This is a genomic window from Streptomyces sp. CGMCC 4.7035 (assembly GCF_031583065.1).
GTDB lineage: Bacteria > Actinomycetota > Actinomycetes > Streptomycetales > Streptomycetaceae > Streptomyces > Streptomyces yaanensis.
The window spans coordinates 7,295,449-7,311,797 of sequence record NZ_CP134053.1; the positions used below are offsets into that span (position 1 = coordinate 7,295,449).

The 16,349-nt window shown below is 65.3% G+C and carries 8 protein-coding genes and 2 pseudogenes; 3 read left to right on the top strand and 7 right to left on the bottom strand.

Going from position 1 to position 16,349, the window contains the following annotated elements; translation table 11 throughout:
- Positions 1 to 22: 22 nt before the first annotated feature.
- Positions 23 to 367, bottom strand: a complete 345-nt coding sequence (locus Q2K21_RS32070; RefSeq protein WP_310778367.1) for a hypothetical protein — start codon at positions 365 to 367, stop codon at positions 23 to 25.
- 1 nt (position 368) lies between these two features.
- Here Q2K21_RS32070 and Q2K21_RS36060 point away from each other — a divergent pair.
- A pseudogene (locus Q2K21_RS36060) lies at positions 369 to 531 on the top strand (site-specific integrase); the annotation flags it as partial.
- A gap of 57 nt (positions 532 to 588) precedes the next feature.
- On the opposite strand, the gene Q2K21_RS35955 reads toward Q2K21_RS36060, so the two are convergent.
- The 3 genes from Q2K21_RS35955 to Q2K21_RS32080 all read right to left on the bottom strand — a co-directional run bounded on the left by Q2K21_RS35955 (position 589) and on the right by Q2K21_RS32080 (position 2,418).
- Entirely contained in the window at positions 589 to 726 is a 138-nt protein-coding gene (locus tag Q2K21_RS35955; protein WP_386275894.1) for an Imm1 family immunity protein, read from the bottom strand.
- Positions 727 to 1,017: 291 nt separating this feature from the next.
- Positions 1,018 to 1,257, bottom strand: coding sequence for a hypothetical protein (locus Q2K21_RS32075; RefSeq protein WP_310778370.1), 240 nt, complete (start codon positions 1,255 to 1,257; stop codon positions 1,018 to 1,020).
- Positions 1,258 to 1,512: 255 nt separating this feature from the next.
- A complete protein-coding gene (locus Q2K21_RS32080) occupies positions 1,513 to 2,418 on the bottom strand; it encodes a tetratricopeptide repeat protein (protein ID WP_310778373.1) in 906 nt (301 codons plus the stop codon).
- 152 nt (positions 2,419 to 2,570) lie between these two features.
- Between Q2K21_RS32080 and Q2K21_RS32085 the strand changes: the two are divergent.
- A pseudogene (locus Q2K21_RS32085) lies at positions 2,571 to 3,339 on the top strand (transposase).
- Positions 3,340 to 3,424: 85 nt separating this feature from the next.
- Here the strand turns inward: Q2K21_RS32085 and Q2K21_RS32090 are convergent.
- Complete coding sequence (locus Q2K21_RS32090; RefSeq protein ID WP_310778377.1) at positions 3,425 to 3,853, bottom strand: Imm1 family immunity protein; 429 nt, start codon at positions 3,851 to 3,853, stop codon at positions 3,425 to 3,427.
- A 481-nt stretch (positions 3,854 to 4,334) separates the two neighbouring features.
- Between Q2K21_RS32090 and Q2K21_RS32095 the strand changes: the two genes are divergently transcribed.
- The gene (locus Q2K21_RS32095) at positions 4,335 to 4,469 is read left to right on the top strand and encodes a hypothetical protein (RefSeq protein WP_310778381.1); all 135 of its coding nucleotides are present in this window, start codon (positions 4,335 to 4,337) and stop codon (positions 4,467 to 4,469) included.
- 471 nt (positions 4,470 to 4,940) lie between these two features.
- Here the strand turns inward: Q2K21_RS32095 and Q2K21_RS32100 are convergent, their stop codons facing one another.
- Complete coding sequence (locus Q2K21_RS32100) at positions 4,941 to 5,150, bottom strand: hypothetical protein (RefSeq protein WP_310778384.1); 210 nt, start codon at positions 5,148 to 5,150, stop codon at positions 4,941 to 4,943.
- 42 nt (positions 5,151 to 5,192) lie between these two features.
- Positions 5,193 to 16,154, bottom strand: coding sequence for a LamG-like jellyroll fold domain-containing protein (locus Q2K21_RS32105; protein WP_310778387.1), 10,962 nt, complete (start codon positions 16,152 to 16,154; stop codon positions 5,193 to 5,195).
- Between the last annotated feature and the right edge of the window lie 195 nt (positions 16,155 to 16,349).

Sequence of the window (16,349 nt, forward strand, 5' to 3'; positions counted from 1 at the left end):
GATGTGCTGACAGCCAGAGATTTCAAAAGTCGATCCCAAGGCTTCGCGGAATATTGCGAATCCATTCCTGTAGGGCAGGATCAGCCGAAGCTGCCACCCTTTCAAGGATTTCAACGAATTCCTGACGCTCGGAAGGATCCATCTGGTCGAGCTCGAAGCCCACACTCTCCAGGGCATTCAGTGCCGAATGTGAATCCATTCCGAACTTGACCGCATCCTCAAGGATTGCCACAACCGAAAGAAGCGCCTTCAGGAGACAGTCTGCCACCACGACTCCCCCACTCCCTACTCTGGTCACAATTCCCATTACTTCCAGAAGCTTGTTGGCCTGATCGACCTTCTTCTGAGAGGGCAACTCGTAGACCACCCTTAAAGAACTGCTCGGCCACGCCAACATCGGCATCACCGCCCAGGTCTACGCCCACGTCCCGCCTGCGCCTCCAACACGATGCCATCAACCAACTCACCGACGTCCTCCGAGACGGCGACAATCCCAAAGACCCGCCGACGACCACAGTCCCACCCGACTGACCACGCCGCGCAAAGACGCCGGAGTTGCCGTCAAACGCCCTTAGACGCAGTCTGAAATCAGTACGGCTCTTCTTGCCACTCGATACACGTGGGCCGAATACCGCCGGAGAACACGAACTCCTTCACGACCTGACGAACCAGATCGATGGGAATCTCTGGCGATTCCAAAATGCCAAATCGTACGCCCAAGCTCATTCGCCCTCATCTCCACTCATGAAGATCATTTTGTCGGGGTCGAAACGCGCAGGCCGGGGTGCCTTCAGCTGCCAGACACCGCCTTCTTTCCACAGAAGTGGCGAAGTCGCAGAGTATTGGCGCTGCTCTGATCCGGCAGCCAGGCAAGGCAGTCAGGCATCGCTTTACCCGGCTCTCTACTGCCGAACCATTGCTCGGCAACGTCTGCGATCGCTACATCTCCGATGTGCACAAACCCTCCGTCGACCTATCCGAATATTTCCGCATCCTGACCAAGGGCACTGCTTTCATTCACCAGCCCAGCAGCCTGGGCAATTCATCGATGTACGGTGCATAGTCTGGCTCTTCCTCGGCAATGCGGCTGAGTACTCGCCTGAACTCCTGACGCTCCGCTTCGTTCATCGAGTTCAGGTCCGATGCGATGTTCTCAAGCCCTTGAGAAGCAACATCGCGATCGATCTCATCGGTCGATGAATGATCGAGCAACATAATGGCAGAGAGCACTGCCCTTGCAAGGTGGTTTTCAATCACTAATGTGCCTGCCTTGTGACGATGGTCGTAATACCCCAGCTAAGCGTTGTCCCGTAACTGATCTTCGACTGCAGCAGGTGGCCCCCTGCACTGGGGAGCTCCGAGCCGTGCGGCCGAGAGTGGGATGTGTAGGCGGGCGGCACCAAGCATGCGTGGACGCCGTCGCCCTTGACGTGGCAGTCGCGCGGGAACTTAGGCTTGGGTCGCGCTGCTGGGCACTTACTGGCTGGACTGCTGCTCGTGAAGGAGCGAGCCTCAGCTGTTCTGGATGCGCCGGGCCGCGGCCACGAGTTCGGCCGGCAGCGCGGGACCAGCACACGCGTGATCAATCAGCAGGTCCCGGTACGAGTCGTCCGGCAGATTCGGCGCCAGTTCGATGAGTTCGCTCAGATCGGCACGCGAGCCGGTCAGCCGGGCACGGTAGGCGGCCCCGGCCGCGCGAAGTGAGAGCTCAGCCGGCTCATACCTCATCCCCTGATCGATCAGCCGGACCGCGGAGGTGAAGTCGCCCTGCTCAGCACGTACATCGGCCAGGTCGAGATAGAGCGACCAGTTGGCCGGGTCCAGGGCAAGAGCGCGCTCGAACGCCGCCACGGTCTGCTGAGGATCACCCAGCTTGCGCCATGTGCCCGCTCGCACAACTTCCGTCAGCATGATTCGCTCAACGGAGTCCGCCTGGTCGCAGAGGGCAAACGACGCATCGGTGAGACCGCATGCCCGCAGCAAGATCGCCATCTTGGCCAACGCCTCCGGCAACGGCTGGCGGGCAGAGATCACGTCGATAGCATCGAACCAGGGCCGAAATCGATCCCGCATGGCTTCGGTGTCCAGATCACGGCCATAGTCCATCGTCCGCATTGCGGCCTCGGCCAGCGCATCGGCACTCACCACACCGAGAAATCGTTCATCGCTGAACCAGGGGGCTTTGGCCCAGGCGATGTCGGGTCGCACGCCCGTCACCGATCCGATCGCCAGCGCCGCGCCGTCCATGTCGTCCTTAAGGAAGCTGATGTACGACTGCGCCAGTACCGTGCTCAAGGAGTCGGCACCCTGAACGACCTCGGCCAGCTCCGACGGCTTGTCCCTCCACAACTCGGCAAGGACCGCATAGGGCTCGGGGTTCTCAGGTGCGGAGGCGATGGCACCCGCCAGATAGTGCACGGCTGCTGATGGGCTGCCCCCGCAGTGCGCCATCACCCGCGCGAGACCTACTCCAGCTGCTACCGCCCGATTCGACATCGTCCGACGATATCCCTGGTCCGGCCTCTGTCGGCCATCCCCCCATGGTTCGCACACAATGCCATGATCTTGTTGTGGCAGGAGTGATTGCGGCGTCGGAACCGTCCTGGACAGCCCCATTCACCGGGCTGAGCCCGCGGCAATTCCGCAAGCTGATCACCGCGCTGCGGCGTAAGGGCGCGGACCCGGTCCGCAAAGGCCGGCCCTGGGGGCTGCAGTTGGAGGATCGAGTTCTGTTGGTCGCCGCGTACTGGCGCACGAACCTGACACCGCGACAGCTCGCCCCGCTGTTCGGGATCTCATAGTCCGCGGCCGGTCGCATCATCGGGCATCTCGGTCCCCTGCTCGCGCTCTGGCCGCGCAAGCGGTTCCGCAAGGACACGGTGCTCATTGTGGACGGCACCCTGGTGCCCACCCGCGACCACACGGTCGCCGAGCAGTCCAAGAATTACCGGTACTCCACCAACCACCAGGTCGTCATCAACGCCGACAGCCGTCTGGTCGTCGTGGTCGGCCGGCCGCCGCCCGGTAACCGCGCCGACTGCAAGACATGGGAGGAATCCGGGGTTAAGGCCGCCGTCGGCCGCACCATAACCATCGCGGACGGCGGCTACCCAGGCACCGGCCTCGTGATGCCACCACCGGCGCCGCAAGGGCGAGGAACTCCCGGACTGGAAGCAGGCACACAACAAGTCCCATAAGCAGGTCCGTGCCCGAATCGAGCACGCCTTCGCCCGCACGAAGACCTGGAAGATCCTGCGCGACTGCCGCCTCAAGGGTGAAGGCGTACACCACGCCATGCGCGGCATCGCCCACCTGCACAACCTAGCCGTCGCCGGATAGACGAGGGTGCCGCACGGCGACCGACCTGGCCCATGCCCATTCGAAGACCAGTTGCGGGACAAGTCTTAACCACTTCTATTTGACCTTAAAACTCTTCCTTTTGCCATTCGATGCAAGTTGGAATCTGGCCGCCGCTGCTGAGAAACTCCTTCACCGCCTGACGGACAAGCTCGATGGGAATTTCCGAGCCCGGCATGAACTCCCGCACATGCCCAAGGAGCACATATTCGCCTATTCCGCGATCCATCGAGCCTTTCGATACGTAACCGTCATCGGCCGCGAGGGTCAGTGCACCCATCTGGGCGACCCTATCGACCCCAACCGCCAACTCGTGATCTCGATATCCCGATGGCATCGTTGGGCGATCAAGCGAATAGACCACGGCGCAATTACGATCATGTTGCCCATTCAGCAAGGCATCGATGAACGAATCCACGTCATCCGCACTGACGAGCAGAGCGGGAGTTTTGGTGTGCTCGGGCTGAAACTGCACCTCGAGCCCCTTGATCGTCATCCAATACCTCCGAAAAGATGACTCGTCATATCGCCCGTGTCTTTGTCACGCCAGTGTACCCTCAGCGTCTTGCCACCCAACAGCGACTCCAAGGTGTTCGAGCAAGAAAGGGCAGGTGCCGCTTTGACGCATGATCCTTCTTCATTATTGATCACCACTTCGGCGTGCAGAATGGGTGTCGGAACTTAAGCGCCTTGCGGGGCTTGGGATCGACATCGCTCAGATGGCCGATGCGGCGATCGACTTGCTGTCTCAGCTCTATTTCGGAGGCCGAAGAATGCAAGGAAGCCCCGCCGGAAAACAAATCCAGCGGGGCCCTTCTTTGCTATTTGACGGTCCGACCGACCCGGACCGTCGAAGAGTTGGGAGTCCCCCATACGGCGCGCCTGACCGCTCAGGCGCAGCCTGGCAACCTCAGCGTCAAGACGGCCAAAGCAACGAGTACGCGAGGGTTCGCCACTGGTTGGCGGATGTGCGTGGGATGACCCTACGTGGCGAGATCCTCTACCCCTTCCCTGTCTCTGGGCCTGCCCGCTCTGCGGGGGACGGCACCTGGTACACGGTCTCCAAGGACTCGACGTCCGTGCATCTGTGGCAGTTGGCCGAAGAGAACTGACCCGACGACGCAGCGCGGCCCGCCAGTGGGGTGCGACCCTGCGGCACCGATAACGCGCAGGGGCACGGCCCACGCTGCCGAGGAGCGTCAACGTGCGAAACAGCGCCACCCCATCTGTTCCCACCCTGCGACTGGATGCCCGGTCGCGGACCGCCTCGCCGGGGTGGTCATGAACGACAAACGGCCCACCGGCGTCATCCGAACCTGTCTGCCGGTTCGACCCAAGAGACCGCAGTGCCGTAGTAAAGCCGAGCGGCCCAGCCGAACATTCGGCTGGGCCGCTGACTGAATCCCACATCTCTCAAGAGTGAGGAGCAAAAACCCCTGAGGGGTTCGCCTGGCCCCTCACCAACAGCGTCCCCCAGGCCAGCTGCTGTGCCCGCCTGGGGGACGTGCCGTCACCTGATCAGGGAACAGGTGTTGCCGACTTCGTCGAAGCCCTGACTGCCGATGCGCTGACAGCCAGAGATTTCAAGAGTCGATCCCAAGGCTTCGCGGAATATTGCGAATCCATTCCTGTAGGGCAGGATCAGCCGAAGCTGCAACCCTTTCAAGAATTTCAGCGAATTCCTGACGCTCGGAAGGATCCATCTGGTCGAGCTCGAAGCCCACACTCTCCAGGGCATTCAGTGCCGAATGTGAATCCATTCCGAACTTGACCGCATCCTCAAGGATTGCCACAACCGAAAGGAGTGCCTTCAGGAGACAGTCTGCCACCACGGCTCACCAACTCCCCACTCTGGTCGCAATTCCCGTTACGCCCCACGATTCCAGAAGCTTGTTGGCCTGATCGACCTTCTTCTGAGAGGGCAACTCGTAGACCGCCTTAAATCCGTGATGGGCGGCGACGGCCGCTTGTCGCTCCGCTTCGTCCTTGCCATAGCCGGTCAATCCGAGCTTCCGATCGATCGCCTCATCGCCGAACGCGGAGTCAAATTTCGCGGTGATGGTACCACCGTTCCCGTCCGGCGCGCTGTACTGAGGAACCTGAGACCTTCCCGTTGCCAGATTCGATCTCGTGCCCGTAGCAGCGCTTTGGAACCTGAACCAACCCGATCGCGTGCTGGGCGCCGGAGGCGTCGAATTCTGAAAGCCCCCTTCGTCGACCCAGGTGGCGGCGCGCGTCGCGGTTCCGCAGCCGAAATCGTCAAGGTTGGTGTTGGCGTTGTGGACGAGGACTGGCGTGTCGCCGGCCTCCACGTAGTACGTGTGGAGGGTGCCGATGGTGAGGTCGTAAGTGGTGGTGTTCGCGTGGTAGAGGCGGACACCGGTGACCTGGGCCGTGCCGGTCGGCGTCTGGAGGACGTCGCCGGGCTTGAGGTCCTTGGCCTCGACGAAGGCGGACTGGGTCTCGTCGTAGAAGGGGTGGTGGAAGGTCGTCGTGAGGTGCGCGGCCTTGGCCTCGGCCTCGGTTTTGGCGACTGGCCTCGACGACGTCTTGCTGACCGCTGCCACCGGTGCCGTCGCCGGCTTCTGGGCGTCGCCGTGGCCGTGACCGGCCGACAGCGCGCCCAGAATTGCTGCCGAGGCCGCCAGGCCGAAGGCTGCCTTGCGGGCTACCTTCTTGGCCAGGGACTTGGCCCCGTCCTTCACCGAACTCTTCGCTGCGGACTCGTCCGTCTTCCTGATCGACACGTCCGCGAAGTCGTGGTCCGTGTGCGTCACGATGACATCGGTGACCTTGTGCGCTTCCGTGCCCTTGGCGCCCGGGACCGAGTTGGCGATCGTGTCGCCCACCTTGATCTCGTCGATGGCCTTGGTCGTACCGTCGGCCATCAGCACCTGGGTCGAGCCCGTGAAGCTGTGCGGCCGTCGAATCGGGCAGCTCGCGCCCTCCTCAGCCGGTGCCTCGTCCGAGTGGGACTGGGCCTTTGTGCCGGCCCCCGAAGACTCCGCCGCCGCAGCCGCTTCGTCTGTCGCGTCGGACGCCGCTGATTCTGTTGCCTCTGTCGCTCCCTTTCCGAACAAGCCGCCCGCGGCCTCCAGGGCCTTGGGTGCCGCCTTCGCCAGGATCTTGCCCCCGAGCTCGCCCAGGGCGCCGCCGGCCGCGCCGGTGACCGCACCCTCGACCGCCGAGCCCGCGAACGCGCCCACGCTGCAGTCGTCGCCGCCCTTGTCGGCGCACTTGAAGCCCTGCTCGACCAGCGCGCCCGCCGCACCGGCCACGGCCGCGCAGCCGATGGAGCCGATACCTGCGGTGAAGGCCTCACAACCCGCGAACACCGCCGTGGAGACCACGAACGAGGTGATCGCAGCGGCGTGATGCTTGACGAACTTCGCCGCCGACTTCGCCGCCGACACCGTGGCGTGGTACGCCGTGCGGGCCGCATGAGCCACCGCGTGCGCGGCCTTCTTCACGAGGTGGGCGACCTTGTGCGCCGCCTTCTTCACCGCGTGGACCACTCGGTGCACCGCGCGCCGAACGGCGTGATACGCGGAGTGCACCGCATGCACTATTCGGTGATACGCGCGTCTGACGTGCCGTGCCGCGTAGTGGTACACGCGGCGGACGGCCCGCACCGTGGCGTGGTAGTAGTCGCGAACGCGGTGCGCGATCTTGTGCGCCGCGTGCTTGACCGCGTGGACCACCTTGCGGGCGATGTGCTTGACCGCGTGGTAGACCTTGTGCGCCACATGCCTGACGGCGTGCGCCACATGATGTACGGCCTTCTTGGCGCCGCACACCACGTCGTACCAGGAGCAGTTGCCCGACTCGTCGGTACCCGCGAGCGGGTTGTCGTCGACATAGGCGAACGGGTTCGCCGCCACCGAGTTCGGCACCGCGTCCAAGGACATGCTGTCCTTGTTCAGGAACTGCCCCGTGTCCGGGCTGTACCAGCGTGAGGCCGTGCCCACATCACCCGTGCCGGGCTCGGTCCAGCCGGACTGGAAGCCCAGGTGGCCGGTGACCGTGTTGGTCGGCGAGACCACCTTGCCCATCGGGTCGTAGGAGGCGGAGCCGGCCAGCGCGGTCGCACCGGAGGTGAAGGTGCCGACCACGTCGTTGTGCTGGTCGGTCAGGGCCAGCGAACCACTGCCACCGCCCGCCGACTTGACGCCGGTGATGCCGCCGGCCGGGTCGTAGGTGTAGGTGAAGTCGCCGTCCGACGCGATCGTGTTGTCCGCGCCCGAGTAGGCGAAGGTCCGCGTCAGTCCACCGGGAGAGGTGTCCCGGTCGCTGATGTTGCGGCCCATCGCGTCCAGGTTGTACGCCTGGTCACCCGCGACGATCTGGTTGCCGAACGCGTCCGTCTTGAACGACTGGGTGCCGGACGCCGACGACTCCTGGGTCATCGTGCCGCGCGCCGAGTAGTCGTAGGAGTGGACACCGTCCGACGTCAGCTGGTCCCGCTGGTCGTACGTGTAGACGTCGGAGCCCTTGCGGATGCGGTTGCCCGAGGCGTCGTAGCCGTACGTCGTGGTCGTCGATCCGTTGTTCCACGACGTGAGGCGGTTCGCCCAGTCGTAGCCGTAGGTGTTCGACGACGCACCCGACACACCCGTCGTCGTCTTCGACGTCAGGTTGCCGTTCTTGTCGTAGCCGTAGGTGAAGCTCGCCAGCGTCGACGCGCCCTGGACCAGGGTGTCGCTGGTGAGTTCGTGTGCGGTGTTGTAGTTGAAGGTCCGGGTCTGGCCGGTCGCTCCGTACTTGATCGTCTTGAGGTTGTTCAGCTGGTCGTAGGTGTAGGTCAGCTGGGTGCCCGTCGCCGCGTCGTTGAGGGACGAGAGGCGGCCGGCGGTGTCGTAGCCGTAGCTGGTCGTGCCCGCCGCGTCCGTGCGCGAGGTCATCGCGCCGTCGTTGTTGTAGGCGAAGCTCGACGTACCGGCAGAGCCCGACGTCGACAGCAGGTCACCGCGGTCGTCGTAGGTGAACGCGTCGTGCGTCGCGTTCTGGTGGTCGACCGCGCCGGTCGTGCCCGCCTCCGCCGTGTCCGCCGACAGCACGCGGCCGTCGTTGTCGTAGGTGAAGCTGCGGGTGGCCGTCGCCGCGTCCGCGCCGGAGCCGGACATCGTCTTCAGCTGGCCGTCGACGTCGTATGTCATCGACGTCGTGGTACCGCCCGGCAGGGTGGCCGTGGTCAGCTGACCGTCCGCGTCGTAGGCGAAGGTCGTCGTCGAGTCGGCCGTCGTCGTGAACTTCGACGTGGTCGGCTCGATCACCTTCTCCTGCTGGCCCCACGGCGTGTACGTGTAGCGCCAGGAGTTGCCGCGGCCGTCGGTGAACCGCGTGCGGTTGCCCGCCTGGTCGTAGCCGAAGGTCGTGGTGATCGACGTGGTGGCGTCGACCGGCTGTGTCTCCTGCGTGATCGTGCCGGCCGCGTCGTAGGTGAACTGGCTGGTGTGACCGTTGGCGTCGGTGGCGGCGGTCATGTTGCCGACACCGTCGTACTGCTGCGACGTGTTCCAGAGCTGGGTGCCACTGGCGTCGTAGGAGTGCGTGGCCGTCGGGTCGCCGTCGGCGTTGTAGTCGGTCGTCGTGTAGGTGCCGTCCGCCAGGGTCGTCTTCGACCGGTTGCCCTCGAAGTCGTAGGCGTACCTGGTGGTGTTGCCGGCCCCGTCGGTGACCGAGGTGATGTCACCCGCACGGTTGTAGCCGTACGTCGACGTCACGCCGCCCGGGCTGGTGGTGGACGAGACGTGAGCGCCGTAGGGGTTGCCGGTGGTGACCGCGTACGAGGTCGTGCTCGTCAGCGTCCGCGTGGACGGGTAACGCTCCATCGTCGTCTGCGTCACCTGACGACCCAGGTAGTCGTACGTCGCCTGAGTCTGCGCGCCCGTCGGATCGGTCGCGGTGAGCCGGTCACCGGCCGTGTCGTAGGTGGCGTGCGTCTTGGTGCCGTCCGGGGCGGTCGTCTGAGCGAGGTCGCCCATCTGGTCATAGAGGTACGACGTCGTCTTGCCACCGGGCGTCGTCACCGACGTCTGGTTGCCCTCACTGTCGTACGTCCACACCGTGGTACCGGCGTTCGCCTGCGAGGCGCCCGCCGGGGTGTACGACGGCAGGGTCTCGGAGACCTTGTTGCCCTCCGCGTCGTACGCCGTGTTCGTGACCAGGCCGTTGGGATCCTTCTCCTCGACGGCTTCGCCGAAGGTGTTGAACCCGGACGTGGTGGCCGGGCGGACGGTGGCCGGGTTGGTGCCGTCGGCCTCCGCCTGCACCGCCGGGGCGGTGGTCACCGCGAGGTTGCCGGCCTCGTCGTACTCGTAGTTGGTGGTGTGGTTCTCGGCGTCCGTCATGGACGACGGCAGACCGCGCTTGTCGTACGTGTACTTCGTGGTCTGCGCGTCGGACGAGCCGACCGTGCCACCGGCGCGGCCCTTGCCGTAGAGCGAGGAGACCTCACTCGCGGACAGAGCACGCTGGTAGACCTGCACATTGGAGACGGCGCCGGGCAGCAGGTCGGCCGAGCTGCCGGCGTACTTGGTCTGGCCGATGGTCAGCGGACCGGTCGCGGCCCAGGGGGTGCTGTTGGTGCCGCTGCCGGACAAGGTGCCGTTGACGTAGACCTGGATGGCACCGTTGGAGGCGTTGTACACACCCACCAGGTGGGTCCAGGCGCCCGAGGCGGGCACCGCGGTGGAGTAGGCCGCCGGGAACGTGGCCCCCGAGGCATCCTTGCTCGTCTGATTCATGCTCCACAGCGGCGCGCTGGAGTGCGCGTAGTTGTACTGGAGCATGAACGCGCTGTTGGTCGTGCCGGTCTGCGACACGATCGTGGCGTTGTGGGTCGGCAGCGAGCTCATCTTCACCCACGCCGACACGGTGTACGACGCGGTGGTGTCGACGACCGGGCTGTTCGTGGCGATCTGCTGCCCGGTGGTCCCGGCGAAGTTCGCGGCGCTGTCGCTCCACGTGACGCCGGTGGCCAGACCGGTGTTGCCGGTGCCGGAGGCGTCGGTCACGGTCGTGCCCGAGCTCTGGTCCAGCTTCCACCAACCGGCCGGGTGACCGGAGGCGTCCCCGTACAGCGTCTCGCTGAGCAGGTTGCCCATGTTGTCGTAGGTGTTGGTGGTCGTGCGGTCGTAACCCGAGGCGTCGTGGTCGTTCTCGCTGGCGACCTGGTCGTCCGGCGTGTACGACACGGTGCTCACGCGGTCCACACCGGTCGGGTCCAGCTCCGTGGAGGTGGTCCGGGAGGCGGCGTCGACGGTGTAGTTGGTGACCGTCTCACCGTTGTCGGTGGTGGACTGCAGCAGGTTTCCGGCCGCGTCGTAGGAGTCCGACTCGAGCACGTAGGTGCTCTGGCCGTCGGCGCTCTTCTTCGTCACCGTCGCGGTCAGACCGTCGTCGGTGTACGTGTACGACGTGGTGCTGCCCATGGCGTCCGTGACGGACGCCAGGCGCCCTGCCGGGTCGTAGGCCCGGGAGGACTCCGTGAGCAGCGTCGGAGTCTGCGGGTTGACCGGGTCACCCGAGTACATCAGGCCCTGCGTCAGCAGGTTGCCTTCGGCGTCGTACGTGTACCGGGTCTCATTGCCGGCGCTGGTCACCTCCTTGGTCTTGTTGCCCGAGGTGTCGTAGGTGTACGTCGTGGTGTTGCCGTAGGACGTGCCCGCGGCCACGTTGGCGTCCGCCTCGGTCGCCACGTGGTCGTACTGGTCGTACGTCCACGTCTGCGTGCGGGACCGGTCGCCGCCGCGCGCGTCGGCCACCGTCTGCGAGGTGGTGTTGCCGTCGTCGTCATAGACCGTGGTGGTCACGGCGGCGTGCGTGGCACCGGTGACCCGGTCCGTGAGCTGCGGGTCGTCCTCCTCCGTCACCTGGCCGGCCGCGTCGTACTTGTACGTCGTGGTCAGACCGCTCGGGTAGGTGTCGGACACCGACTTCTGGCTGGTGACCTGGCCGAGACCGTCGTAGGTGTACGACGTGACCAGGCCGATGGCGTCCGTGGTGGAGGCCACGTCACCGTTGGCGAAGTACGAGACCTGGTTGACCGCGCCACCGGGGCTGATGGTCTTCACCGGCAGACCCGCCGGCACCACACCACTGTCCGCGGACGGGTAGGTCGACGTCCCGTCGCTGTACACCGTCTGCGTCGTCCGGCCGTTGGGGAAGCCCGGGACGGCGGGACCGGTGATCGCGGTCTGGTTGCCGGCCGTGTCGTACGTGTACGACGTCAGGTACGTGTTGTCGGTCGCGGACGCCGAACGGCCGTCACGCTCGGTCAGCAGCTGGTCGTTCCGCGGGTCGGCGGTGGTCAGCTGCGCGGTCGTGTCGTCCGGGTAGTACGTGTAGTACTCCGTGTTGCACTTGTTCGCCGCCTGGTCCTGGCAGGACGTGGAGGAGACGATGTTGCCGCGCACGTCGTGCCCCGTGACGGTCATGGAACCGTTCGGGTCGGTCACGGTGTGCTCGAAGCCGGCCGTGTCGTAACCGAAGCTGGTCGTGTTGCCCAGCGCGTCGGTCTCGCTCAGCAGTCGGTTGCCGTGCGTGACGTCATAGGTGTAGCTGAGCGTCGCGTTGGTCGGCGTGGTGACCGTCACCGTCTTCACGGGCAGCAGACCCGAGGAGTTCTTCGCCGCGTCGAACTGCGCGTCGACATCGTCGGACGACAGCTGCGAGCGGTAGAACGCCGCCTCGGCGATCGAGCCCTTGAAGTAGGTTGCGTAACCGGTGTTGTCCGTCGAGCTGTTGTGCGCCTCGTCGGGCCAGTTGCCACCGAGGTAGCCGGCACCGACGTAGGTGTACGGCTGCCCAGTCATCGCGGCGGTACCGGTCTGTGAGCCGACCAGGTTGCCGTCCAGATAGAGGGACTGGCTGGTGGCCGAGGTCGACAGGACCACGTGGTGCCACTTGTTGTCGGTCACCGCGGACGCGGAACCGATCGGCTTCGTGGAACCGCCCGAGAACCAGAACTCGCCGTACAGCTTTCCGCTGCTGCCCACATACAGGATGGGCGTGTACGAGGTCGGGGTGGTGGTGCCCAGCGGGTCCTTGGAGGCGCCGAACAGCACACCGTTGGTGGTGTTCGTCTTGAACCACATGTCCACCGACTCGGCACCGGAACCGGGCACCGTGCCGCTGGGCAGCGTCACCTTCGAGGACGTGCCGTTGAACGACGCGGTGGTGTGGTCCGTGAAAGGACCGGCCGCTCCGAGCGTCACGGAGTTGTACGTGCCCGTGCCGCCATGGACTTCGTCGAGTGCCGTCGAGGCACCCGCCGACTCACCGAAACGGTAGTACTGGTTCGGAGCACCACCCAGGATCGCGCCACGGTAGGTGTTGCTGGAACCGGTGACGGTGGCCGGGTTGAGCTTCCACACACCGCCGTTCTCGTCCGTCACCTGCGTGACACGAGCCGCGTTGGTGTCGTACGCGATACCGGCGAACGCCTTGCCCGACGGGCGGGTGACGGTCGTCAGCAGCGGCGACGCCTTCGTGGCAGCCGTGTGGATCCGCGCCACCTGGTCCGCCGTCAACGCGTCCGGGTACAGGGCGACGTTGGCGATGGTGCCGTTGAAGTAGGTCGGGTAGCCGTTGTCACTCGTGGTCGAGTAGTGCGGCTCGTCCGGCCAGGTGCCGCCCAGGAAGCCGGCGCCGATGTAGGTGTGGTTCTGCAGCGCGCTGTGGTAGCCGTTGCTGTAGGAGATCATGCCCGACCGTGTGCCGACCTTCACCCCGTCCAAGTACAGGGTCTGAAGGGAACCGGCACCCGCCAGCACGACCTCGTGCCACGCACCGTCGTTCACCGCACCGGTGCTCACGATCGGCGAGACGCCGGAGCTGTTCCAGAACTCCGCGTTCAGCTTGCCGTCGGTGCCGACGTAGATGCCCGGGGTGTACTGCCCCTGGGTCATCGTGTAGCTCAGCGGGAGAGTGGAGTACGAGAAGAGCACGCCCGGAGCCGTCGTGGTCTTGAACCACATCGACATCGTCTGCTGGTTGGAGCTGGAGACCAGACTCGGCGGCAGCTCGGCGTAGGAGGACGTGCCGTTGAACTTCGCGGCGGTCGCGGTGGACCCGGCGAGCGAACCGGCCTGGCCCAGCGTCACGTTGCTGTACGTGGCGTTGTCCGTGCCCTCGCTGTCACCGACGGAGCTGGCGGCAACGGTGCCACTGGTCTCGTTGAACTGCCACAGCTCCGACGCCCCGGCGTTCTCCACCTCGGTACGGAACTGCGAACCGTTGGTGTAGCCGTACGTCGTGCACTTCGTCGTCGACAGCGGCGAACAGACCTTGCTCAGCTGGTCGTTGGTGTAACCGTATGTCCAGGTCTGGGCGCTGTTCGGGTCGGTGGTGTTGACCAGGTCGGTGACGACGGTGGCCACGTGCGCGTACGTGGCACCGGTCGGGGTGGACCAGGTCAGGTTCAGCGACCGGCCGGACACGGCCGACTTCATCTTGGTGACGTGACCGGAGGTCCAGGTGAAGTTCACCGACCGGTTGTTGGCGTCCGTCACCGACGTGATGCCGTAGACACCCGTGCTGATCGGCTGAGTGAAGGTGTAGACGGTGTCGTCCTTGTCGGTCAGCGTGTAGCCGACCGCCGGAGTGGTCACCGACTTCATCTGCGCGAAGCGACCCGACGGAGGGGAGAACGTACCGTCCGAGTTCTTGCCGAAGCCCACCTCCGAACCGTCCGGGTAGGTCGTCACGACACCGGTCAGGGTGCCGGCGGGATTCTTCTGCTCGGTCACCTTGGCATCGAAGATGCTCGACCAACCGGCACCGAACGCACCCGACGTGCGGAAGTCACGGGAGTTGTAGTCACGCTCGACATCGAGGCTCGGACCGACCGTCGAGATCGACGCATCCGTGTCCGACGTCGTGTAGTTGCCGATCGTCGCGTCGTAGCCGTGGTCGCTGCTGTTCTGCGACAGCTCCGACGTCAGGAACGGCTGCGGCACCTCCGTCGTCAGCGCCGACGAGGGCGACACCGTGGAGTACTTGGTGCCGTCGTACGCCTGGGCGGTCCAGGTGTACGAGGTGTTCCAGGCCAGCTTGCCCGAAGGAACCGTCCAGTTCGGGGTCGTCACCAGGCCGGAGTCCACCACGAGGGTGCCGGAGGAGTTGTAGACCTTGAAGTCGTACTTCTGCGCCAGCGGGTTCTGCTGGAAGTCGGCGAATGCCTGCAGCTCCGGAGTCAGCGTGGAGACCGAGGAGTTGTTGGCCGGGAAGGTCGCCTCGACCATCGGGGCGATGTCACCGGTGTAGTCGTACACGATGTACGGCTCATCACCCGGGAAAGCCATCGAACCGAACTGCTTCCAGTGCAGCGCGTCGGTGGTGGTGGCGTAGATCGCCAGACCGTAGTCGGCGCTCGTGCCGCTGGCCCACTTCTGGATCGACGCCGTGTCGAGCGGCACCGTGACCCAGTCACCGCCGCTCTGGTCGCCGGTCGTGTTGGCGCAGGCGTTGGGTACCGAGGGGGTCACGCTGCCGATCGAGGCACCGTGCGCCGGACCGGGGTAGGTCATGGCGTCGGTGGGATCCCAAGCCGAGGAAACCTGCGCGACGTTGAAGGACTCCGGCGTACACGTGGAGGCCCAGATGTCGTACAGGTGCAGGTTCGCGGAGACCATGGTGACGCCGGAGCCGTCGAAGCTGTCCCGCCAGTCCTGGACGAAGGAGACCGCGGAGTGCGTGCCGGAGTCGTAGGAGCCGACCTTGATGGTCTGCTCCTGCGAGCGGTCGGCCGCCGAGTAGCCGGACTCGGTGTAGGTGGTGTGGACGTAGTCCCAGACCGAGGTGTCCGGGTCCACCGTCACCGGGAACACGCGCGACTTCGCGTGCAGCCACGCGGCGTCGAGGGTCATCCGCAGGGCGGGCTTGCCGTGCTCGGTGATCAGCTCGTACTTCACCGCGTGCGTGGTCGCGCGCTCACCCGAGACCTTGTTGATCTTCGAGTCGAAGGCGTAAGCCGACGGGATCAACGCGACACCCTTGCCGTTGGCGTCACGCAGGTCGACTCCGCCCGCCTTGTTCAGCTTCGCCGTCAGGCCCTTCAACTCCAGTGGGAACACCCAGGAGTTGGCGGCCTTCGCCGAGTGCAGCACCAGCGCCTGGCGCATGCCGATCGAGGTGGAGGTCAGCTGCAGGTCGGTGTCCGGGAGGACCTTCGGGTACGACACCGTCGAACCCTGGGCGGTGCCGGTGACCTGGGCAGCGCCCTCAAGACCGAACCCGACGCTCTTGCCGTCCTTGTCGAACGACGCCAGGTCCTTGTCCGAGGACTTCGCGCCGAAGCCGACGTCCATCGCGTTGGACTTCTCGTCCCAGCGGCCGTCGGGGCCGCGGGCGACCTCGGTGTCGATCTGCCGCCATTCGCCCTTGGGGTCCTTGTAGTTCAGCGGGAAGGGTGAGACCTTGCGGCTGAACGAACCGTCGGCGTTCCGGTAGTACGTCGAGTGCGACGAGGACCTGCCCGCGACGCGCTTGCTCGTCCGGGCGTTGAACCCGTGGAACGAGGCGCTCTTGCCGGCCCGCGCGGGGGACTTGTGGGCCTGGTACGCCGCGAGTTCACCGCGGCCCTTGCCGGGCTTGTGGCCGGCGCCGCGGCCCGCCTCGGTCGCGGCGGCCGACACATGGTGACGGTGACCGGCGGCCGTACCCGACTGCTGGCGCGGCAGCTTGCCCCAGTGCGGGTCGGTGAACCAGGAGGCGATGGACGAAAGATTCGCGCTCGGCAACTCGATGCGACCCAGCTCAAGACCCTCGGCGAGGGCCTGATCGGTCGTGAACATCAACGCGAGCGCGGTGAGCACAAGAACAGCAACTGAACGTCTCGCACGACGTATTCGCCGTGCGGGACTTGGGCGGCTGAACGGCCTTGGAGGCACGGATCCGACTCCAATGATCAATAAGTGACAGATAAGCCCACCGATCTTGCCTGTCGTGAACACGCTGCTGACGATTCAAGGGATGATCATGCTCAACAC